This window comes from Aeromonas sp. BIGb0445, from assembly GCF_024809075.1.
GTDB lineage: Bacteria > Pseudomonadota > Gammaproteobacteria > Enterobacterales > Aeromonadaceae > Aeromonas > Aeromonas rivuli.
In genome coordinates this window covers 78,504-99,830 of sequence record NZ_JANUES010000007.1, presented here as the reverse complement: position 1 = coordinate 99,830, position 21,327 = coordinate 78,504, and the positions used below count along the sequence as shown (strand labels likewise).

Annotated in this window: 16 protein-coding genes and 1 tRNA gene; 7 read left to right on the top strand and 10 right to left on the bottom strand. The window is 61.2% G+C overall.

Annotated features, from left to right (window positions below):
- Window positions 1-90 precede the first annotated feature (90 nt).
- From clpB to rluD, 3 genes are all read right to left on the bottom strand, one after another.
- Window positions 91-2,664, bottom strand: coding sequence for an ATP-dependent chaperone ClpB (clpB, locus tag M2367_RS14590; protein WP_259237109.1), 2,574 nt, complete (start codon window positions 2,662-2,664; stop codon window positions 91-93).
- Window positions 2,665-2,901: 237 nt separating this feature from the next.
- Window positions 2,902-3,639, bottom strand: a complete 738-nt coding sequence (gene pgeF, locus M2367_RS14585; RefSeq protein ID WP_259237108.1) for a peptidoglycan editing factor PgeF — start codon at window positions 3,637-3,639, stop codon at window positions 2,902-2,904.
- 114 nt (window positions 3,640-3,753) lie between these two features.
- The gene (rluD, locus tag M2367_RS14580; RefSeq protein WP_042042615.1) at window positions 3,754-4,734 is read right to left on the bottom strand and encodes a 23S rRNA pseudouridine(1911/1915/1917) synthase RluD; all 981 of its coding nucleotides are present in this window, start codon (window positions 4,732-4,734) and stop codon (window positions 3,754-3,756) included.
- Window positions 4,735-4,850: 116 nt separating this feature from the next.
- On the opposite strand from rluD, the gene M2367_RS14575 reads away from it, so the two are divergent.
- Window positions 4,851-5,606 (top strand): outer membrane protein assembly factor BamD, encoded by a 756-nt coding sequence (locus M2367_RS14575; protein ID WP_259237107.1) that lies wholly within the window; start codon window positions 4,851-4,853, stop codon window positions 5,604-5,606.
- A 135-nt stretch (window positions 5,607-5,741) separates the two neighbouring features.
- Here M2367_RS14575 and M2367_RS14570 read toward each other — a convergent pair whose 3' ends face one another.
- From M2367_RS14570 to yqhD, 4 genes are all read right to left on the bottom strand, one after another.
- On the bottom strand, window positions 5,742-7,025 hold the full coding sequence (locus M2367_RS14570; protein ID WP_396021404.1) for a serine dehydratase subunit alpha family protein: 1,284 nt from the start codon (window positions 7,023-7,025) through the stop codon (window positions 5,742-5,744).
- A gap of 363 nt (window positions 7,026-7,388) precedes the next feature.
- Window positions 7,389-8,873 carry a Re/Si-specific NAD(P)(+) transhydrogenase subunit beta gene (gene pntB, locus M2367_RS14565; RefSeq protein WP_042042613.1) on the bottom strand — a complete coding sequence of 495 codons (1,485 nt, stop codon included), beginning with the start codon at window positions 8,871-8,873 and terminating at the stop codon, window positions 7,389-7,391.
- An 11-nt stretch (window positions 8,874-8,884) separates the two neighbouring features.
- Entirely contained in the window at window positions 8,885-10,408 is a 1,524-nt protein-coding gene (locus M2367_RS14560) for a Re/Si-specific NAD(P)(+) transhydrogenase subunit alpha (RefSeq protein ID WP_259237106.1), read from the bottom strand.
- Between the two features lie 507 nt (window positions 10,409-10,915).
- Window positions 10,916-12,079, bottom strand: a complete 1,164-nt coding sequence (yqhD, locus tag M2367_RS14555) for an alcohol dehydrogenase (RefSeq protein WP_259237105.1) — start codon at window positions 12,077-12,079, stop codon at window positions 10,916-10,918.
- A gap of 144 nt (window positions 12,080-12,223) precedes the next feature.
- On the opposite strand from yqhD, the gene M2367_RS14550 reads away from it, so the two are divergent.
- Entirely contained in the window at window positions 12,224-13,126 is a 903-nt protein-coding gene (locus tag M2367_RS14550) for an AraC family transcriptional regulator (RefSeq protein WP_259237104.1), read from the top strand.
- 16 nt (window positions 13,127-13,142) lie between these two features.
- Complete coding sequence (locus tag M2367_RS14545) at window positions 13,143-13,670, top strand: lipocalin family protein (RefSeq protein ID WP_168236008.1); 528 nt, start codon at window positions 13,143-13,145, stop codon at window positions 13,668-13,670.
- Window positions 13,671-13,989: 319 nt separating this feature from the next.
- Here M2367_RS14545 and M2367_RS14540 read toward each other — a convergent pair whose 3' ends face one another.
- Window positions 13,990-15,879 (bottom strand): methyl-accepting chemotaxis protein, encoded by a 1,890-nt coding sequence (locus M2367_RS14540; RefSeq protein ID WP_259237103.1) that lies wholly within the window; start codon window positions 15,877-15,879, stop codon window positions 13,990-13,992.
- A 461-nt stretch (window positions 15,880-16,340) separates the two neighbouring features.
- Window positions 16,341-16,417 (bottom strand) — tRNA-Trp (locus M2367_RS14535).
- Window positions 16,418-16,618: 201 nt separating this feature from the next.
- On the opposite strand from M2367_RS14535, the gene M2367_RS14530 reads away from it, so the two are divergent.
- The 4 genes from M2367_RS14530 (at window position 16,619) to M2367_RS14515 (ending at window position 19,634) form a co-directional block, all read left to right on the top strand.
- A complete protein-coding gene (locus tag M2367_RS14530; protein ID WP_259237102.1) occupies window positions 16,619-17,161 on the top strand; it encodes a hypothetical protein in 543 nt (180 codons plus the stop codon).
- A 274-nt stretch (window positions 17,162-17,435) separates the two neighbouring features.
- Window positions 17,436-18,356 (top strand): aspartate carbamoyltransferase, encoded by a 921-nt coding sequence (gene pyrB, locus M2367_RS14525; RefSeq protein WP_259237101.1) that lies wholly within the window; start codon window positions 17,436-17,438, stop codon window positions 18,354-18,356.
- 89 nt (window positions 18,357-18,445) lie between these two features.
- Window positions 18,446-18,910: an aspartate carbamoyltransferase regulatory subunit gene (gene pyrI, locus M2367_RS14520; RefSeq protein ID WP_005890729.1), complete on the top strand. Its 465-nt coding sequence runs from the start codon at window positions 18,446-18,448 to the stop codon at window positions 18,908-18,910.
- Window positions 18,911-19,142: 232 nt separating this feature from the next.
- Window positions 19,143-19,634 (top strand): arginine repressor, encoded by a 492-nt coding sequence (locus M2367_RS14515; RefSeq protein WP_224431487.1) that lies wholly within the window; start codon window positions 19,143-19,145, stop codon window positions 19,632-19,634.
- 188 nt (window positions 19,635-19,822) lie between these two features.
- On the opposite strand, the gene M2367_RS14510 is transcribed toward M2367_RS14515, so the two are convergent.
- Window positions 19,823-21,229, bottom strand: coding sequence for a YfcC family protein (locus M2367_RS14510; RefSeq protein WP_259237100.1), 1,407 nt, complete (start codon window positions 21,227-21,229; stop codon window positions 19,823-19,825).
- Window positions 21,230-21,327 lie beyond the last annotated feature (98 nt).

Here is a 21,327-nt window from a genome sequence, read left to right as displayed (position 1 = left end):
ATAGCATAGCTGCTCTCCAGTGGTCCGATCTGGCCAAAGAAAACGCCAGCCCGAGGGCTGGCGTTGTTATAACGGATGAGATCACTGGCCTCATTGCGAGATGGTGAGACCCTGGCTGTCGGCCCCTAGGCTCAACAGCTTGCCTGGGACAACCCGACCACTGAGCAGGGCCTGGGCCAAGGGGTTCTCCACCTTCTGCTGGATAGCCCGCTTGAGGGGTCGCGCCCCGTAGACGGGATCGAAACCGGCATGCACCAGCTTGGTCAGCAGCTCCTCGCTCACCTCCACCTCGAAGCCCTGGGACTCCAGACGGCCCATCAGGCTCTTGAGCTGGATCCGGGCGATGGACTTGATGTGATCCTCGCCGAGGGGGTGGAACACCACAGTCTCGTCGATCCGGTTGATGAATTCCGGCCGGAAGCTGCGGGTCAGCAACTCCATCAGCAGGGCCTTCATCTCCTCATAGTCCTTCTCGGCATAGTGCTCCTGGATGAGATCCGAGCCGAGGTTGGAGGTCATGATCACCACGGTATTGCGGAAGTCCACAGTGCGGCCCTGACCATCGGTCAGGCGACCATCGTCCAGCACCTGCAACAGGATGTTGAACACATCCGGGTGGGCTTTTTCCACCTCGTCGAGCAGGATCACCGAGTAGGGGCGACGGCGTACCGCCTCGGTCAAATAACCCCCCTCCTCGTAACCCACGTAGCCGGGAGGCGCCCCCACCAGCCGCGCCACGCTGTGCTTCTCCATGAACTCGGACATGTCGATGCGCACCATGGCGTCCTGGGTATCGAACAGAAACTCCGCCAGCGCCTTGCACAGCTCGGTCTTGCCCACCCCGGTCGGGCCGAGGAACAGGAAGGAGCCGATCGGTCGGTTCGGATCGGACAGCCCGGCCCGGGAGCGGCGAATGGCGTTGGAGACGGCTTCCACCGCCTCTTCCTGGCCGATCACCCGGCTGTGCAGCTGATCTTCCATCCGCAGCAGCTTGTCGCGCTCCCCTTCCAGCATCCGCGCCACCGGGATCCCGGTCCAGCGCGCCAGCACGTCTGCGATCTCCACATCGGTGACCCGGTTGCGCAGCAGGCTGGTCTCCTGCATCTCGGCCTGAGTGGCGAGATCGAGCTGCTTCTCCAACTCGGGGATGCGGCCGTATTGCAGTTCGGACATGCGGGCCAGGTCCCCGGCGCGGCGTGCGACGTCGAGATCCTGACGGGCCTGCTCCAGCGCGGCCTTGATGTGCTGGGTACCGGCCAGCGCCGCCTTCTCCGCCTTCCAGATCTCTTCCAGCTCGTTGTAGTCGCGCTCCTTCTCGGTCAGCTCCTGACTGAGCAACTCCAAGCGCTTGCGACTGGCGTCGTCATCTTCTTTGAGCAGCGCCTGCTGCTCCAGCTTGAGCTGGATGATGCGCCGCTCCAGCCGATCCAGCGACTCCGGCTTGGAGTCGATCTGCAGCCGGATGCTGGCCGCCGCCTCGTCGATGAGGTCGATGGCCTTGTCCGGCAGCTGGCGATCGGCGATGTAACGGTGGGACAGCTGAGCCGCCGCGACGATAGCCGGATCCGTGATCTGCACATGGTGGTGCAGCTCGTAGCGTTCTTTAAGGCCACGCAGGATGGCGATGGTGTCCTCCACCGAGGGCTCCTCCACCAGCACCTTCTGGAAGCGGCGCTCCAGGGCGGCATCTTTCTCCACATACTGTCTGTATTCATCGAGGGTGGTGGCGCCGACGCAGTGCAGCTCACCGCGCGCCAGGGCCGGTTTGAGCATGTTGCCCGCGTCCATGGCCCCCTCGCCCTTGCCGGCGCCGACCATGGTGTGCAGCTCGTCGACGAAGAGGATGACGTTGCCCTCCTCCTTGGCGAGATCGCTGAGCACGGCTTTGAGGCGCTCTTCAAACTCACCGCGATACTTGGCGCCCGCGACCAGGGCCCCCATGTCCAGGGAGAGCACCCGCTTGTTCTTGAGCCCTTCCGGCACCTCGCCGTTGATGATGCGCTGAGCCAGCCCCTCGACGATGGCGGTCTTGCCGACCCCGGGGGCACCGATCAGCACGGGGTTGTTCTTGGTACGGCGCTGCAGCACCTGGATGGTGCGACGGATCTCTTCGTCCCGGCCGATCACGGGGTCAAGCTTGCCTATTTCGGCGCGCTCGGTGAGATCGATGGTGTACTTCTCCAACGCCTGGCGATTCTCCTCGGCATTGGCGTCATCGATCTTCTTGCCGCCACGGACCTTGTCGATGGCCTGCTCGAGTTTCTCTTTGGTCAGACCCTGGCTGCGCAGCAGCTCGCCCAGGTTGCCCTTCTCATCGAGAGCCGCCAGCAGAAAGAGCTCGGATGAGATGAACTGATCCTTGCGCTGCTGAGCCAGCTTGTCACAGACGTTGAGCAGACGACCCAGGCCATTGGAGAGCTGTACATCGCCCTCGACGCCGCTCACCTTGGGCAGGCGGTCGAGCTCCTCGCCGAGGCGGGAGCGCAGGGCATTGATGTCTATCCCGCACAGGGTCAGCAAGGGACGGCTAGACCCACCATCCTGATTGACCAGGGCGGTCATCAGATGGACGGGTTCGATAAATTGGTGATCACGACCCAGCGCGAGGGACTGGGCATCAGAAATAGCTACTTGGAATTTACTGGTCAGGCGATCGAGGCGCATTGCACTCCTCCCTTTGAAACAGACGCCGCCTTGGGCGGCAACAACGGAACTTTCTGATAAGGAAGATGAGGTCTGCGGCCAGGATTTCAAGGGGAGTGGTTGTTTATTTTTTCCTCAATGGCGGTTTCAGAGAGGGCGGCGCGTTATCCGGCAAGGGGCGAGCCGGTGCGCTGTTCCGGCCAGAGGGACAGGCATTCATAGGTGGGCGCTCACCGGCTTCGCTGAGCGCCCACCTGTCTACTCTGCCAGCCAAATGAGGGAGGCCATGCGGCCGGTCTGGCCATCCCGGCGATAGGAGTAGAAACGCTCGCGGTCGCTGAAGGTGCAGTGCTCGCCCCCATAGACGGCGCTCACTCCGGCGCGGGCCAGGCGCAGCCGGGCCAGCTGGTAGATATCTGCCAGCCACTTGCCCTCGTTGGCAGACGGGATGAAGGCGGCAACGGCTTCGGCCTGCTCGGCGAGAAAAGCGTCGCGCACCTCGCCACCGACTTCAAAGGCACTGGGCCCTATGGCCGGGCCCAGCCAGGCGAGTATCTCGGCGGGCTTGCAGCCCATGGCTTTGATGCTGGCCTCCAGTACGCCATTTTGCAGACCACGCCAACCGGCATGGGCGGCAGCCACCACGGTGCCCGCCCGGTCGCACAGCAGCACCGGCAGGCAGTCGGCCGTCATCACTATGCAGGCCAACCCCGCCTCGTGGGCGCAGGCGGCATCGGCCTCCGGTGCCCCGTCGTATTCGTTGCTGACGGGGTGGACGGCGATGCCGTGCACCTGATTGAGCCAGTTGAGCCGACCCGGGATCCCGGCGGCTTGTTGCAACAAGCCACGATTGGCCTCGACCAAGGCAGCGTCATCCCCGACATGGGCCCCCAGGTTGAGACCGGCAAAGGCGCCTTGGCTCAGGCCGCCATCCCGGGTGGTGGAAAGGGCCCGGACCCGCGCCGGGGCAGGCCAGTTCGGTACTATCGTCTCCATCACTGACTCCTTATCAATCATGAAAAAATACCATAAAAAACGGGGCACCCACTGGGTACCCCGCCCTTCGCACTCTCTTGGACCACTCCGTATCATCCGGCCTGGTCGACGCGCTTAGCCCCAGATCAGATCATCCGGATTGGCCAGGGTATCGGCACGCATTGCCTCCATCAGATCCAGCATGTCCTGCGGCGTTGAGGAGTGCCACTGCATGACTTCGCCGGTGATGGGGTGAGCCAGTTGCAGCATGGTGGCGTGCAGGGCCTGACGGTGGAAGCCGCGCAGGGCAGCAGTCAGCTCGGGGGTGCCGTTGCGCAGCAGACGCATGCGACCACCGTAGGCGGGATCGCCCACCAGCGGGTGCTTGATGTGCGCCATGTGTACCCGGATCTGGTGAGTACGACCGGTTTCCAGTCGCAGTCGCAGGCGGGTGTGGCCACGAAACTTCTCATGCACCCGATAGTGGGTCACGGAATCACGGCCATTGGGAATGACAGCCATGTGGGTACGCTGGGTAGGATGACGGCCTATGGGCGCATCCACGGTACCGCCAGCGGTCATGTGACCGATGGCAACCGCTTCATACTCACGGGTGATCTGGCGGGCCTGCAGCGCCTCCACCAGATGGGTCTGCGCCGGGATTGTCTTGGCGATGACCATCAAGCCAGTGGTGTCCTTGTCCAGACGGTGGACAATGCCGGCGCGAGGCACTTCGGCTATCTCGGGATAGAGGTGCAGCAAGGCGTTCAGCACTGTGCCGTCCGGCGTGCCTGCCCCCGGGTGAACCACCAGACCAGCCGGCTTGTCGATCACCAGAATATGCTCATCTTCGAAAACGATGTTGAGCGCTATATTCTGGGCATCCCAGCGGGTGTCGTCTTCCAGCTCGACCGTGACATGGACCTGCTGCCCCGAGATGACTTTCTCACGGGGGATGTTGGCAACCTGACCATCCAGGGTCACTCTGTCTTGCAGGATCCACTCCTTGATCCGGGTGCGGGAGTAGTCGGGAAATATTTCTGCCAGAGCCTGATCGAGTCGCTGCCCGAATTGGTGATCCTGGAATTCGCCTGTTAATTCAATATGCTGGCTCATGTATGGTCTCTTGAGCGGGGGTTTCAATTCGAAATAATCCGGGTATTCTAGCTTTTCTTTTAGCCAAGCATAACGGATACTTTGCCAATTTCGTGGAAATGGACCGGATGTTGTTGATGGGAAAGAAGTCTCACCTGCTGATGTCGCTCGCCTTGGTCGCTACCCTGATCACTGGCTGTTCCAGCACCAAACCCAAGGTACCCGACGAACCGCCGGAGACCCTGTACCAGAAAGCACGCCTCAAGCTGGATGCCGGTAACTATGTGAATGCTATCGAGTTATTGGAAGCATTGGACTCTCGTTATCCCTTCGGCGCCTACTCTAATCAGGTGCAGCTCGACCTCATCTATGCCTATTACAAGCAGGATGATACCGCCCAGGCGACTGCCAATATCGACCGCTTTATCCGCCTCAATCCGGCGCACAAAAATATAGATTACGTCTTCTATATGCGTGGCTTGACCAACATGGCGGGCGATTACAATTTCTTCCAGGATCAGCTCGGCATAGAGCGGGATGACAAGGATCCCTCCTATGCCCGTCAGGCGTTCCAGGACTTCAAGACCCTGCTGCAGAACTATCCGAACAGCAGTTACGCCGCCGATGCCCGTGCGCGCATGATAGGCCTGAAAAACCGCCTCGCGCGCTACGATCTGAGCGTGGCCAAATATTATGTAAAGCGTGATGCGCTGATCGCCGCCGCCAACCGCGCCAAGCAGGTGGTTGAGACCTACCCGGACACGCCGGAGACCGAAGAGGCGCTGGAGATCATGATCGAGTCCTACGACACCCTCAAGATGCCAACTCTGGCCCAGCACGCCCGCGAAGTGCTTGGCAAGAACTACCCGGAAAACCGGCACGCCAAGGGCTGATCACCTCTACCCGAACAGAAACCGATGGCCCCGGCCATCGGTTTTTTTTTGCCTGTCGATACGACGCTGCCCGGCAATATCTTCTTCGGGTAGGGGCACAGCAGCCTACAACTCGCGCCCCGCCACACGACTGACTCAGTTGCGCTGCTTGGCTCGCATGATGTTGATGATCTCGATATCGGTATCCAGCATGCCCTTCCTGGATAGCTGACCCAGGTTGGCAATGGTCTGATCCACGTCATCCGAGACGATGCCCTCGCTCTGAGGCACCCGCAGGTTGTTGATCGCCATCAGGGAGGATTTGACCGCCGCCGAGGTAGAGGTCGACACCTTCATGGAGCAGGCACTGCCGGCGCCGTCACAGATGATGCCGGAAACATCGCCAATCATGTTGTTGATGCAGTGGCTTATCTGTTCGAACTTGCCGCCCAGCAGCCAGGTGATGGCGGATCCCGCCCCCATGGCAGCGGTACTGGCCGCGCACAGGGCGGAGAGCTTGTTCTGATGCATCTTGATGTAGATGGCCACCAGATGGCTCATCACCAGTGCCCGGATCAGCTGCTCCTCGCTCGATGCGAGGAAGCGGGCGGCGGCGACCACCGGCATGGTGGCGGCAATGCCCTGGTTGCCCGAGCCCGAATTAGACATGGCGGGCAGCATGGCGCCGTCCATGCGCGCATCGGAGGCGGCAGACGACAGTCGCATGGCCAGGGTCATCAGATCGTCGGAGAGCAGCTTGCGCTCCACCTGATCGGTCAACATCTTGCCGATGCTCAGGCCATAACCCTGCAACCCTTCGTCAGCCAGGGCCTGATTCATGCTGGCCGCCTCGCCAATGAAGGTAATGTCGGCAAGCGGCACCTCGAGAGAAAACTCGACTATCTCCTTCAGGGTCAGGGCGGGCTTGGCCGATCTGGCTGGCTGGATCTGCACCCCGGGGGCGCTGGCTTGCTCCATCAGCACCTCGCCATCCTTCTCCATCAGCACGATGCGGGTGTGATCCGTGCAAATCACCACCCGGGCACTGTGACCATCGGCCTCCGCCAGCACCTCGGCGTAGAGCACGTCCGGCACATCCTTCACATCGACCTTGATGAGAGGCAGCAACGCTTTGGCGGCTTCCACCTGGGCCGGAGTGAGTTGCTTGAGCACCTCCAGCCCACCATCGGGGTTACCCCCCGTGATGCCCACCGCCGCAGCCACAGGCAGGCCTATCATGCCGGTACCGGGTACCCCGACCCCCATGCCGTTCTTGAACAGATTGCCACTGACCCAGACGCTCAGGCGCTGCGGCGTCTGGCCCAGCAGACGGCGGCAATTGGCGGCGGCCAGGGCCACCGACATGGGTTCGGTGCACCCCAGGGCCGGCACGACCTCACGCTTGAGCAGGGCAATAAATTCGATCCATTGTGACTTCATCTGCAAGTGCTCCATGGTCTGGCGCGGCGCCTCTTCTATGTCCGACATACTAAATATTGCGGGAAAACTAAAAATTAGTTGATAAACCCCGGCGTGATGGCAGGCATTATGCCCGACTTTTGAGCGATTACCACAACCAAGCCCTGGGAATAATGGCGGGATCAAATCTGAGGAATCGGCAGTGAGGGCCGAGTGGCTATCGCCCTCGGCCATCCACTTCAACGAGGCCACCACCTGGCGTCTGTCAGGCGATGAGACATGCTCAGGGCAAGGCACCACAGGGCCCGACGCCATCAGAACGCCAAACGGCAGGCACAGAAAAGGGGGCCTTGGCCCCCTTGAATACTCTTGCTGTGACCTGGATCAGAGCGCCTTGAGGATAGCCTCGACGCTGGCCTTGGCATCGCCAAACAGCATCTGGGTGTTCTCCTTGAAGAACAGCGGGTTCTGGACACCGGCATAGCCTGTGTTCATGGAGCGCTTGAAGCCGATGACGTTCTGCGCTTTCCACACTTCCAGCACCGGCATGCCGGCGATGGGGCTGCCCGGATCTTCCATGGCGGCCGGGTTGACGGTGTCGTTGGCACCGATCACCAGTACCACGTCGGTATCGGTGAAGTCGTCATTGATCTCGTCCATTTCCAGAACGATGTCATACGGCACCTTGGCTTCCGCCAGCAGCACATTCATGTGACCTGGCAGACGACCGGCAACCGGGTGGATACCGAAGCGCACCTTGACGCCGCGATCCCGCAGCTTCTGGGTGATCTCGGCCACCGGGTACTGGGCCTGCGCCACCGCCATGCCGTAGCCCGGAGTGATGATGACGGAGCTGGCGTTCTTCAGCATGTCGGCCACATCTTCGGCGTTGGTTTCGCGGTATTCACCCATCTCCTGATCAGCCGTAGAGGCGACACCGTCGGAGCCGAAGCCACCGGCGATGACCGAGATGAAGGAGCGGTTCATCGCTTTACACATGATGTAAGAGAGGATGGCACCGGAGGAGCCCACCAGGGCACCGACCACGATAAGCAGGTCGTTGGAGAGCATGAAGCCCGCCGCCGCCGCCGCCCAACCGGAGTAGGAGTTGAGCATGGAGACCACCACCGGCATGTCGGCGCCACCGATGGAGGCCACCAGATGCCAGCCGAACGCGAAGGCGATCAGGGTCATCAGCACCACCGCCATGGTGGAACCACCGGCGTTGACGAAGTGCACCATCAGCGCCAGCGAAACCAGCACGGCCAGCAGGTTCAGCTTGTGGCGATGGGGCAGCATCAGCGGCTTGGAGGAGATCAGGCCACGCAACTTGCCGAACGCCACGATGGAACCGGTGAAGGTCACGGCGCCGATGAAGATACCGAGGAAGACTTCCACCAGGTGGATGTTCAGCATGGCGCCGGTGAGGTGCTCGGCCTGAGCGGCACTGGCCGCCTGCTCGAACGCCGCCCGGGCCGCGGCCAGAGTCGCATCCAGATTGGAACCGACAGAGACCACGACAGCCGCCGGTGCGGAGGGGTGCAGATCGATGAAGCTGTTGAAGCCCACCAGCACCGCCGCCATGCCCACGAAGCTGTGCAGCACCGCCACCAGCTCGGGCATCTCGGTCATCTCGACCTTGAGTGCCAGCCGCACGCCGATGGCGCCGCCGATGACCATGGCCAGAATGATCCAGTGCACACCACTGGTTTCCGGGTTGAGTACGGTGGCGACGAGGGCGATGGCCATCCCCGCGATACCGAACAGGTTGCCATGCTTGGCCGTTTCTTGCTTCGACAGTCCGGCGAGACTGAGGATGAAGAGCACGGCGGCAACGATATAGGATGCTGTTACCAGTCCTTGAGACACGTTAAACCCCCTTAATCCTTACGGAACATCTTCAGCATGCGCTGAGTCACGGTGAAGCCACCGAAGATGTTGATACTGGCAATCAGCACGGCGACAAACGAGAGCGCGGTGACGAGTGTCGAACCCTGACCAATCTGCAGCAAGGCACCGACCACGATAATGCCGGAGATGGCATTGGTGACCGACATCAGCGGCGTGTGCAAGGAGTGAGATACGTTCCACACCACGTAGTAACCGACCACACAGGCCAGGATAAATACGGTGAAGTGGGACAAGAAGGCGGCAGGTGCCACGGCGGCGACCCAACCGAAGGCGGCGATGCCGAGGGCACCAAACACATACTTCTTGTTGGATGGCTTCTTGGCTTCGGCCTTCTTGAGCGGGGCGGCTGCCGGTTTTTGCGGCGCGGCAGAGACGGCAATGGCGGGGGGCGGGAAGGTCACGTCACCGGCCTGGATCACCGTCATGTTGCGCTGAACCACATCCTCGAAGTCGATGGCAACCTGGCCGTCCTTCTCCTTGCACATCAGCTTCATCAGGTTGACCAGGTTGGTACCGTAGAGCTGGGAGGATTGGGCAGGCAGGCGGCCAGGCAGGTCGGTGTAACCTATCACCTTGACGCCGTTCGGGGTCACGAACAACTCGGTCGGCTTGGTGTATTCACAGTTACCACCGGTGGCCGCTGCCAAGTCCACGATCACCGAACCCGGCTTCATGCTGTCGACCATCTCTTTGGTGATCAGCTTGGGAGCGGGACGACCCGGGATCAGGGCGGTGGTGATGATGATGTCCACTTCCTTGGCCTGCTGGGCAAACAGCTCCATCTCGGCCTTGATGAACTCATCGGACATGACCTTGGCGTAACCATCGCTGGAGGCACCATCTTCGCCGCCGAAGTCGAGCTTGAGGAAACTGCCCCCCATGGACTCAATCTGCTCGGCCACTTCCAGACGGGTATCGAAGGCACGCACTATGGCGCCCAGGGAACCGGCGGTGCCGATGGCAGCCAGACCGGCCACACCGGCGCCGATCACCAATACCTTGGCAGGGGGTACCTTGCCAGCTGCGGTGATTTGACCGGTGAAGAAGCGACCAAACTGGTGCGCCGCTTCGACCACGGCGCGATAGCCACCGATGTTGGCCATGGAAGAGAGGGCGTCGAGGGATTGGGCACGGGAGATCCGCGGCACCATGTCCATCGCCATCACATTGATGTTGCGTGTCGACAGCTTCTTGACCAGCTCGGGGTTCTGAGCGGGCCAGATGAAGCTCACCAGGGTGGCACCATCTTTAATTTCGGCGATCTCGGCGTCGGTCGGGGCGTTGACCTTGAAGATAAGGTCGGCTTGCCAGACGTTCGGCACCACGCTGGCACCGGCAGCCTCGAAGGCGGCGTCATCGAAGCTGGCCAACTGGCCGGCGCCAGTCTCGACAGCAACCTCGAAGCCGAGCTTTTTCAGCTGCTCAACGGTGGCCGGGGTCGCTGCGACCCGGGTCTCACCGGCGAGACTCTCTCTCGGTATTCCAATCTGCATGACTATTCCCTGATGGTTAATAAATAATCGCGACCTAGTGTCTCATCTCTCGCGAAACAAGGCGCGGCCAAATTGCAGGCCAAGGACTCTTTGTTATGAAAATCAGCAGGCTCTTCCGCAACCTCCTGTCATGGTCAGGCCCCCGCTTTTCAGGTGCGAAGGTGATTAGTATCAAATTTTGGAGTTTTATTACAACCGCCGTCCGGATGGTACGCGTACAGAAATCAGCCCATCCAGGACCGTGATTTAAAAAAACAAACCAAATTAGCGACTTATACCAGTAAAAAGCACTGGAAAAAGTGATCCAACCAGTCAAAAAAAATGTTTTGCTGGCCCTCTATCTTAGCGCTTTTTGTTCTTACGAAATTCACTCCAATCGCAGATATCGGAGTGAACAGGGTAAAAGTAACGGTTTCGTAACAAGGAAGGGGCCGATCCCCCGCCAAAATGGCAGGATCCGGCCCCTACTGTCAGTCGTTTAGTGCGGTGGTAAGGTGAATGCTCCCCTTACCAGGCGGCTTCATAAATATGCCGGCTCTGCACCAGGTCGATGTCGCCGTGTTCCCCGAGCGCCGTCATGCCGTGCTCTTCGAGCTTGGCCAGCAGGGTGTCGATATTGGCGTCGGCCAGGCCGTAGTCCCGCAGCCGGGTCTTGACCCCCATCCGCTCGAAGAAGTCGCGGGTGGCTTTGATGGCGCCGTCGATGCGCTCTTCTTCGCTGCCGCTGCGCAGATCCCAGACCCGCTCGGCGTATTGCAGCAGCTTGGCGTGCTTCTGTTCACGCTTGGCAGCGAGCAGGGCGGGCAGCACCACCGCCAGGGTCTGGGCGTGGTCGAGGCCGTGCAGGGCGGTCAGCTCATGGCCCAGCATGTGGGTGGCCCAGTCCTGGGGCACGCCGGCCCCGATCAGGCCGTTGAGCGCCAGGGTGGCACTCCACATGATGTTGGCGCGCACCTCGTAATTTTCCGGCTCCACCAGCGCCTTGGGGCCATCCTCAGCCAGGGTCAGCAGCAGGCCTTCGGCAAAGCGATCCTGCACCTTGGCGTTGACCGGGTAGGTGAGGTACTGCTCCAGGGTGTGGATGAAGGCATCCACCACGCCGTTCGCCACCTGGCGGGCCGGCAGGGTATAGGTGAGCACGGGATCCAGCACGGCGAAGCGCGGCATCACCAACGGCGAGAAGAAGTGCTGCTTGTCGCCGCTGCTCCTGCGAGTGATGACGGCCCCCATGTTCATCTCGGAGCCGGTGGCCGGCAGGGTCAGCACGGCGCCCAGGGGAATGGCGGAAGCCACCTCGCCACCGACCGTCTCGAGGATGTGCCAGGGCTCCCTGGCCAGATCGTAGTGAGCGGCGGCGGCGATGAACTTGGTGCCATCGAGCACCGAGCCGCCGCCGACGGCGAGCAGAAAGTCGATCTGCTCGGCACGGGCCAGCTCGACCGCCCCCATCAGGGTCTCGTAAGCCGGGTTGGGCTCTATGCCGCCGAACTCGAACAGGGTCAGGCCCGCCAGCTCGCTGCGGATCTGCGCCAGCAGGCCGCTGCGCACCACGCTGCCGCCACCGTAGGTGATGAGGACACGGGCGTCGGCCGGGATCTGGCCGCGCAGCTGGGCCACCTGGCCCTTGCCGAACAGCACCTTGGTGGGGGTATGGAGAGTAAAGTTGTTCATCGACATTGCCTTCTTCTGATAGTCCGGCGGCCTGGCCGCAAAATGTTGATTGCATTTTTCTACAGACAACACCTACCATCAAGGCAACATTCTGCACATTGTTTGCCTATTTCTACAAACCATCAGAATCCACCCGGAGCGACCATGTCCAACCGTTACGCCGATCTCGCCGCCAGGCTGGCCCGCCACGTCACCACCCCGGGCATCACCCCCTCCCCGGTGGATCAGGTGAACCTCATCTACACCACCGAGTATCACGGCCGCACGCCCGTGCTCTACCAGCCCCGGATGATCGTCATATTGCAGGGACACAAGGTGGGCTATCTGGCGGATCAGGTGTTTCGCTACGACCCCAGCCACTACCTGCTGATGACACTGCCGCTGCCCTGCGAGTGCGAGTGCTTCGCCTCCCCCGAGCAGCCCCTCATCGGCTTCTCCCTGGAGATCAACGTCGCCACCCTGCAAGAACTGCTGCTGGAGCTGGGGGATTCCCTGCCCGCCCCGGCTGTGCAAAAGAGCGGCGTGCACTCTGTCCCCCTGTCCGAAGACATGTTCTGTGCCGCCGAGCGATTGATCGATCTGATGGACAAGCCCCACCACGCCCGGGTGCTGGGGCCGCAGACGGTGCGGGAGATGCTGTTCTACGCCCTGCACGAGGGGGGCGGCCCGGCGCTGCAGGCGCTGGCCAATCGTCACAATCATGTGGGCCAGATAGCCCGGGTGCTGCGTATGATAGAGGCGCGCTACGCCGACACCCTGACCATGGAGGAGCTGGCCCGGGAGGTGAACATGAGCGTCTCCGCCTTCCACCACCACTTCAAGGCGGTCACCGCCACCTCGCCCCTGCAGTACATCAAGTCGTTTCGCCTGCACAAGGCGCGCATGATGATGCTGCACGACGGCATCAAGGCGGGAGCGGCGGCGGCCAGGGTCGGCTACGAGAGCAACTCCCAGTTCAGCCGGGAGTACAAGCGCTTCTTCGGCAGCACGCCGACGGATCAGGCCTCCCGCTTCCGGGAAGGCCAGTTGCACATCATCGAAGGCTAACAGAGAGGGATCCCCCATGCGTTCACTGCTTTGTCTGCTCACCGCCTGGCTACTGACGGCCTGTACCGGCCTCGCCGACGGCATCCGCCCCGTCACCGGCTTCCAGCTCGATCGCTACCTCGGCACCTGGTACGAAATCGCCCGTCTCGACCACAGCTTCGAGCGGGGGCTGGAGCGGGTGAGCGCCACCTACAGCCTGCGTGACGACGGCGGCGTCAAGGTGCTCAACCGCGGCCTGCAGAGCGATGGCAGCTGGCGCGAGGCCGAAGGCAAGGCCTACTTCGTGGACAAGCCTACCGAGGCGCGGCTCAAGGTGAGCTTCTTCGGCCCCTTCTACGGCGGCTACAACGTCATCGATCTGGACCCCGACTACCAGCTCTCCCTGGTGACCAGCTACAACCACGACTACCTGTGGATCCTCTCCCGCTCCCCCCAGCCGCCAAAGGCCAAGGTGGATGCGCTGATCGCCAAGGCCAGGGGGCTGGGCTTTGCCACCGACCAGCTTATCTGGGTCAGCCAGGATCCGGCCGGGAACACACCTTGAAGATCTTCCAGGCCACCCCGCCGGACACTCCCCGGGTCACTCCCCTGTTCGTGCAATATCGGGCGACCGGCTGCCTGCCCAGCCCGAAGCCGCCTGAGCGCCGCCACCGACAATCAGGGTGCCCAGGCCCTCTACGAGGGGCACGGCGACCAGCGGGACATCGACTCCTACAGCTAGATCAAGCCGCTCTGAGCCCCTGACCGGTCCGGTTTCGAGCCCAGAATTCGGCATTATTCAGTGGGTGCATGGTGACAAAATATCCATACACCGGATGAATAAAGGCGACCCCGGGTCGCCTTTGTCACATCAGGGTCTGCCCCTAGAGCCGGAAGCGCCCCAACTCCTCGGCCAGGCGCTCGGTCAACGACTTGAGCTCGGCGGCCTGAGCCGCCTCTTCCTGCGCCTGCTCGGCCAGCTCCTGGGAGACATGGCGGATATTTTCGGTGTTGCGGCTGATCTCGCCGGTGACCGAGGTCTGCTCCTCCGCTGCCGCCGCTATCTGGGTCGCCATGTCGCTGATGGTGCCGATGGCCTCGTTGATCCGGCTCAGGCTCTGGTTGGCCGATTCCGCATCCTCGACGCTGGTGCCCGCCAGCTGACGACTGGTCTCCATGCCACTTACCGCTCGGCGAGTGGTCTGCTGCAGTGTCTCTATCATCTGTTGAATCTCGTCGGTGGAGTCATGGGTGCGCTTGGAGAGCACCCGTACCTCGTCGGCGACCACGGCGAAGCCACGGCCCTGCTCACCGGCCCTGGCCGCCTCGATGGCGGCGTTCAACGCCAGCAGGTTGGTCTGCTCGGCGATGCCGCTGATGGTGGCCAATATGCCGCTAATCTTCTGGGCGTGGGCATCGAGCTCGTGGATGATCTGGCTGGCATCGGCCACCTCGTCCGCCAGCCCGGTGATGCTGCGCTGACTCTGACCGACTTGGGACTGACCGGCGACGGCCAGCTTGACCGCCTCCCCCGAGGTGGTGGCAGCAAATTCGGCATTACCCGCTATCTCCTGGGTGGCTGACGCCATCTCGGTCACCGCGGTCGCCACCATGACGATCTCGTCCTGCTGTTGACGCACCTGCTGGCTGCGGGCCTGGGCACCGGCTGCCTGACTGCGAGACTGTTCGGCCAGTTGCTGACCCACCTCCCGCAGCCGGCTGACGATACCGTGCAACCGGGCCACAAACTGGTTGAAGCTGCGGGCAAGCTGGCCCACCTCATCCTGGCTGCGAGTCTGGATCTGGACGGTGAGATCGCCCTCGCCATGGGCGATGTCATTGAGAGCGCTCGCCACCCGGCCCAGATCCTGGAACAGGTACTTGAAGGTGCTGGTCAGGATCAGGCCAAACAGCAGCAAGAGGCCGCCGCCTATCATCACCAACTGCCAGAGCAGGCTGTCGAGGGGGGCCAGCAATACATCCCGCTTCATGACCATGGTCAGCAGCCAGTCGGTATTGGGAATGGCCCGCACCAGCACCATGCTGGCCTGGCCGCCTATCTCGACCTCCTGCAGTGACCCCTGCTGACTCATGGCTTGCAGATGGGCGACATCCAGATTGGCATCCAGATCCTGGCTCCGCTTCAGGGTCAGCGCCTGGTCGGGATGGGCGACGATGAGGCCGCTCTTGTCCAGCAACATGGCGTAGCCATCTCCGTGCACCCTCATGGCCAGCACGTCCTTGATCAACTTGTCCAATGCCAGGTTGGCACCGACCACGCCGGCCAGCCTGCCTTGCTGCATCACGGGCGCGGCCAAAGTGACCACCAGTTGCTGCATGGTGACGCTGACATAGGGCTCGGTGATGATGAGCCCGCCCACCTTGGCGGCATCCTGATACCAGGGTCGCTCCCTGGGGTCATAATCCCCCTTGTTGAGGGCAGGGTCGTTGCGGGTCATCACCCCCTCGGTCGAACCGTAGTAGGCCAGTCCGAAGCCACCGGAGCGCAGGGTCTGCTGCAGATGAGACACCAGATCCGCCTCCGGATACCGGGCAATCACATCCACCTGGGCACTGAGGCTCTCCCGCCTGTCCTGCATCCAGTTGCCTATCCCTTCCGCGTGGGCGCCAGCGTAGTTGCGTGCCTCGCTGTCGATGGCATTCAGGGTCTGGCTCTTCAGGCTGAAGTAGACGATCGAGCCCAGCAGGCAGACAGTCAGCACTACGACCCCCAAACTGGTCGCCAGCAACTTGCCGCGAAGGGAAAGGTTCATGGAAACTCCTCATAACGGTAGAGAGGGTGTCAAATAAAAACTGCACACCTTATGTGGTCTATATCGACCGAAAACACCCGACCATGAACCACCACTGCTTAATTTTTGATAGGTCAATAGGCGGTGCCCGCCACCACGCCCACCGAAGAGCAAAACGCACAATGAGGCCGCCCGCCCGCCTGCGGCTGGAGCAGCCAGGCCGACGAACCGCTCACGCAACCTCCCGGCACTGGGTGGCACAGTCCATGTGGTGTCGCGCAAGGAAACGGATGGCACCATTGCCGGAAACGGCAGGGTAGAAAACGGCAACAAGGACGAGCGAAGGGCGACCTGGCCTGAAAAGCAGGGGACACCGGGGGTGAGCAGCAGGCGTCAGGGGAGACAAACGAGCAAGGTCGCCCTGGAGAGCAGGAAACGCAGAAATGCGAAAGGCCAGCTCAATGAGCTGGCCTTTCTAAAAATGGCAGGGGCGGCAGGACTCGAACCCGCAACCATCGGTTTTGGAGACCGCTGTTCTACCAATTGGAACTACGCCCCTGCAACAAACGAGGCGAATTATACAAAGCCGGGATCAAAGGTAAAGGCTTTTTTCTCACTTTCGATGCGATTGCACAAATGACGAGCAACTCAGGGTTATTTGCACAACTTCACCGGGTAACTTGCTGTATTTGCAGCCTTGCCAGGGTAGGAAAGGCCCACTAATGGGGGTAGGGTGGATCTTGGCAAGAGGAGGCTGCTCATGCTCAATTACCGATTACTTCAACAACTTGCACCGCTCAACTTCAGGGATGAACGCAACACCGAGTCCCTGCCCGACTATCTCGATCGGGTCGCCCCGCTGGTGCCCTTCATTCCCCAAAATGTGCTGGCCCAGTGGATTTACCGTCATTGGCGCGGTTTTGAGTCCAACTGGAGCTTTATCGACCTCGCCCAGCACCGATTCGAGTGTGAAGCCTGGCCCACGGCGCAGATTGTCACCCAGGTCGGCTCCCGCCACATGGAGGCGATCGCACGTTGGCAGGAGCTGCTCAACCACAACAGTTACGTGCGCCGCTCCTGGCTCGGTGACTACATGCTGAGTCAGGGTAGCTGGCCCGAGCCCATCATAGTGCTGGCGACCGATGAGCAGAGCCGGTACCCGGACGGCCGAGCCATGCCTGCCCCCTATTGTCTGCTGGAGGGACATCATCGGCTCGCCTATTTACGGGCCATGGCCTTCGAGGGGGCCTCGCAGCAGCCTCTGCACCAGATCTGGCTTTGTCGCCCCATTCGCAACAGTTAAACGTTTTTTTGCCGTAAAAGTGCCTAAGAAATAAATTTTTGACAATTCAAAAAGCGACTCTATAATCTGTCCGGTTTTGAAAAAGGTCGGGACATGACGATGCAGTTTTTGAACAAGAAAACAGCCTTGCAGACGGGTGGAGCGCACCAGAGCGGCCCCGTTGTTTCCGGTTCCCGACCCACAGATCCCCAACTTATTTTGAGAAGAGCCCCTGTTTCAGGGGCTTTTTTTTGTGCCAGAAAAACCTTCATAGATGCCAAAGGGAATGCAGACGATGACCAATCCACTCTATAACAAACACGTCATCTCTATCTCGGATCTGACCCGCGCCGAGATGGAACTGGTGGTCGAGACCGCTCAGCGGTTGAAGGCCGAACCCAACACCCAGCTGTTGCACAACAAGTTGGTCGCCAGCTGTTTCTTCGAAGCCTCCACCCGTACTCGACTCTCCTTCGAGACCGCAGTACAGCGCCTGGGCGGCAACATCATCGGTTTCGCCGACGGCGGCAACACCAGCGCCAAGAAGGGCGAGACCCTGGCCGACTCCATCAAGATCATCGGCTCCTACTCCGATGCCGTGGTGATGCGTCACCCCAAGGAAGGGGCTGCCCGCCTCGCCTCCGAGTTCTCCCGGGTGCCTGTCATCAACGGCGGTGACGGCTCCAATCAACATCCGACCCAGACCCTGCTCGATCTCTTCTCCATCCGGGAGACCCAAGGCAAGCTGGACGGCCTCAACGTGGCCTTCGTCGGCGACCTCAAGTACGGCCGCACCGTGCACTCCCTGGCCCAGGCCCTGAGCCTGTTCAACTGCCGCTTCTTCTTTATCTCTCCGGAAGCGCTGGCGATGCCGGACTACCTGTGCGAAGAGCTGGAAGAGAAGGGCATCCAGTTCAGCGTGCACGAGACCATGGAAGAGGTGATGCCGGAGCTGGACATCCTCTACATGACCCGGGTCCAGAAAGAGCGCTTCGACGAGACCGAATACAAGCACATGGCCGCCAAGTTCGTGCTGGATCTCAGTACCCTGGCCGGCGCCAAGCCGGGCATGAAGATACTGCACCCCCTGCCCCGGGTTGACGAAATAGACGTCGCCGTCGACAAGACCCCTCACGCCTACTACTTCCAGCAGGCGGAAAATGGGGTCTATGCGCGCCAGGCACTGCTTGCTCTGGTGCTGAACGAAACCGTTTAAGGAGCGCTTCCTGGCCCGGCCAGCGGCAATCCGTCACTCTATTGCGCGCCAGACACTGGTGCTGAATGAATTCGTCTGAGGGGAATATCATGCCTGACAAGAACCAACTGCAAGTCGAAGCCATCCGTCACGGCTCCGTCATCGACCACGTCCCTGCCGGTCAGGGCATCAAGATCCTGAAACTGTTCCAGCTGATCGAGACCCAGGAGCGGATCACCGTCGGCTTCAACCTCAAATCCGGTGCCCTCGGCAAGAAGGATCTCATCAAGATTGAGAACACCCGCCTGACCGAACAGCAGGCCAACCAGCTGGCGCTGTTCGCCCCCAATGCGACCGTCAACATCATCGAAAACTTCAACGTGGTGAAGAAGCACCAGCTGGCCCTGCCGGAGTTCATCACCGGGGTGTTCCACTGCCCCAACTCCAACTGCATCTCCCACAACGAGCCGGTGGATAGCTACTTCAGCGTGCGCGAGGTCAAGGGTGCGGTACGCATGAAGTGCAAATACTGCGAGAAGTCCTTCACCCAGGATATCGTCAGCGAGCGTTACTGATATCCGGGCCACTGGGCCTGGCAAGAGGAATGTTCCATCTTCGACTGGGCCCCAAGGGGCCCATTTTTGATACGGGTCACAGCCCGCAGCTGTCGTTTAGCTATAATTTGCCATCTCAGCCATGGTTAGCCCCATGGATCCACTACCCGATACTTTCTTGTCAGTCGATCCCACCAGTGTTGTCACGCCCTGGCATAGATCTCACTGATGACAAGGGCAAAGGACATCCATCTTGGTCAAGACCCATTTCCACCCGTTGGAGCAGGAAACAGACACGGCTCAGCTCGATGCCTGCCGCCGCATCATAGGCCAGCACTGCTTCAGCACCCAGGAAGAGATCCGCCACGAGCTTGCCAAGCAGGGCTTCACCGACATCAGCCAGTCCACCATCTCCCGGCTGCTGCGCCGTCTCGGCGTGGCCAAGGCCCAGAATGCCAGCGGCAAGAAGATTTACACGCTAGTGGAGGATCAACTGGAGCCTGCCGGTTGCAGCCGTTCTGTGCACGACATGGTGCGCTCCGTCGACCATAACCGCCAGCTGGTGCTGATCCACACCACCCCGGGCGCCGCCACCGTGGTGGCTCGACTGCTGGATCGTCATGCGAATCCCGAGATCCTGGGCGCCGTCGCGGGCAATGATGTGGTGCTGGTCGCCCCGCGCCACATCAGTCGCACCCATCAGGCTCATGAAGCCGTGCTGCGCACCCTGGCCCAGGCGCGCTAAACCAGCCCCGAATGCAGCAAGGCGACCTCTGGGTCGCCTTTTTCTTGCCTGAGCGCCGCTCGTATCATCATCCGCCGCTGCCGTTTTCCCCCACGCCGTCCAAATTGCTCCACGGCAAATGGCCAGCCACTTTTTCCAGCCATAAAAAACGGGAGCCAGCGGCTCCCGTTTCATCACAAGGGTAAGGCTTAGGACAGCATGGCCCCCAGGCTCAGGCAGACCACGATCAGCACGGTCAGGATGCCGAGCAGCGGTGCCACCCACTTCAGCCAGCGCACATAAGGCACCTTGGCGATGGCCAGGCCACCCATGACCACGGCGGAGGTCGGGGTCACCAGGTTCACCAGACCGGAGGCGGATTGGTAGGCAGTGACCACCAGCTCGCGACCCACGTTGGCGAAGTCGGCAAGGGGCGCCATGATCGGCATGGTCAGCACCGCCAGACCGGAGGAGGACGGCACCAGGAAGGAGAGCACCACTTCCAGCACGAACATCACGTTGATGAACACCACTGTGGAGAGGCCGGTGACGATCCCTTCCGCACTGTTCAAGATGGTGTGGGTGATCATGCCGTTGTCCATCACCACCACGATACCGCGGGCGATACCAATGATGAGGGCCACACCGAGCAGGTCACGGGCACCGTCGATGAAGTTGGAGGTCAGCTCCTCCTCGCTCATGCGAGAAATCACACCGACTATGATGGCGGCGGCCAGGAAGACGCCGGAGATCTGCGCCATCCACCAGCCGAGCACGGCCACCCCGTAGATCATCACTGCGAAGGAGGCCACGAAGATACCCAGCACTATCTTGCGGGTCAGGGTGAACTCCAGCATCTCGTCACTCTTGTTGCCGAGGAAGTGGGCACGGTTCTCATCCCACTTGTCGGCCACCAGGGACTTGCTGGGGTCGTTGCGCACCATCTTGGCGTAGCGCATCACGTAAGCCACGCACAGCAGCCAGCCGGCCACCAGCATGGCGACCCGCAGCCAGATACCGTCGGTGAAGGAGATGCCGGCCGCGTTGGCGGCAATCACGGTGGCAAACGGGTTGATGGTGGAGCCCAGCGTCCCAATACCGGCGCCGAGCAGCACGGTCGCGGCGGCGACCACGGGGTCGAAGCGGGCGGCCATCATCACCGGCACCAGCAGGGTGTAGAAGGGCAGTGACTCTTCCGCCATGCCGTAGATGGTGCCCCCTGCGGCGAACAGCGCCATCAGGATCGGGATCATCCACTCCTCGCGGCCACGCAGACGATCGGTGACGCGCTCGATACCGGCATCGATGGCGCCGGTCTTGGTCACTATGCCAAGGAAGCCGCCGATGATCAGGATGAAGAGGGAGACGTCGATGGCGCCAGCCTCATAGGTATCGTGGTTGTAGAGGCCGTCGATGGGTGCCAGCAGCACGTCGACGATGCCCTGGGGATTGGCCTCTACCAGCTTGTAGGTGCCAGCCACCGGCACTTCTTTGCCGAGGGCTTCATTCATTACCATGTCGTATTTGCCGGCTGGCACTATCCAGCTCAGGGCGGCCACCAGGGCGATCAGCACAAACAATATGGTGTAGGCTGACGGGAACTTGAATTTGGTCATGGTCCAGCTTCCTTCTGTGGTGCGGTATCCATGTATCTGCGGGTCGTAGGGTTAGAGGTGTTATGCCGCCGTCACATGGTCGAAAAGCCGGGGGTCAC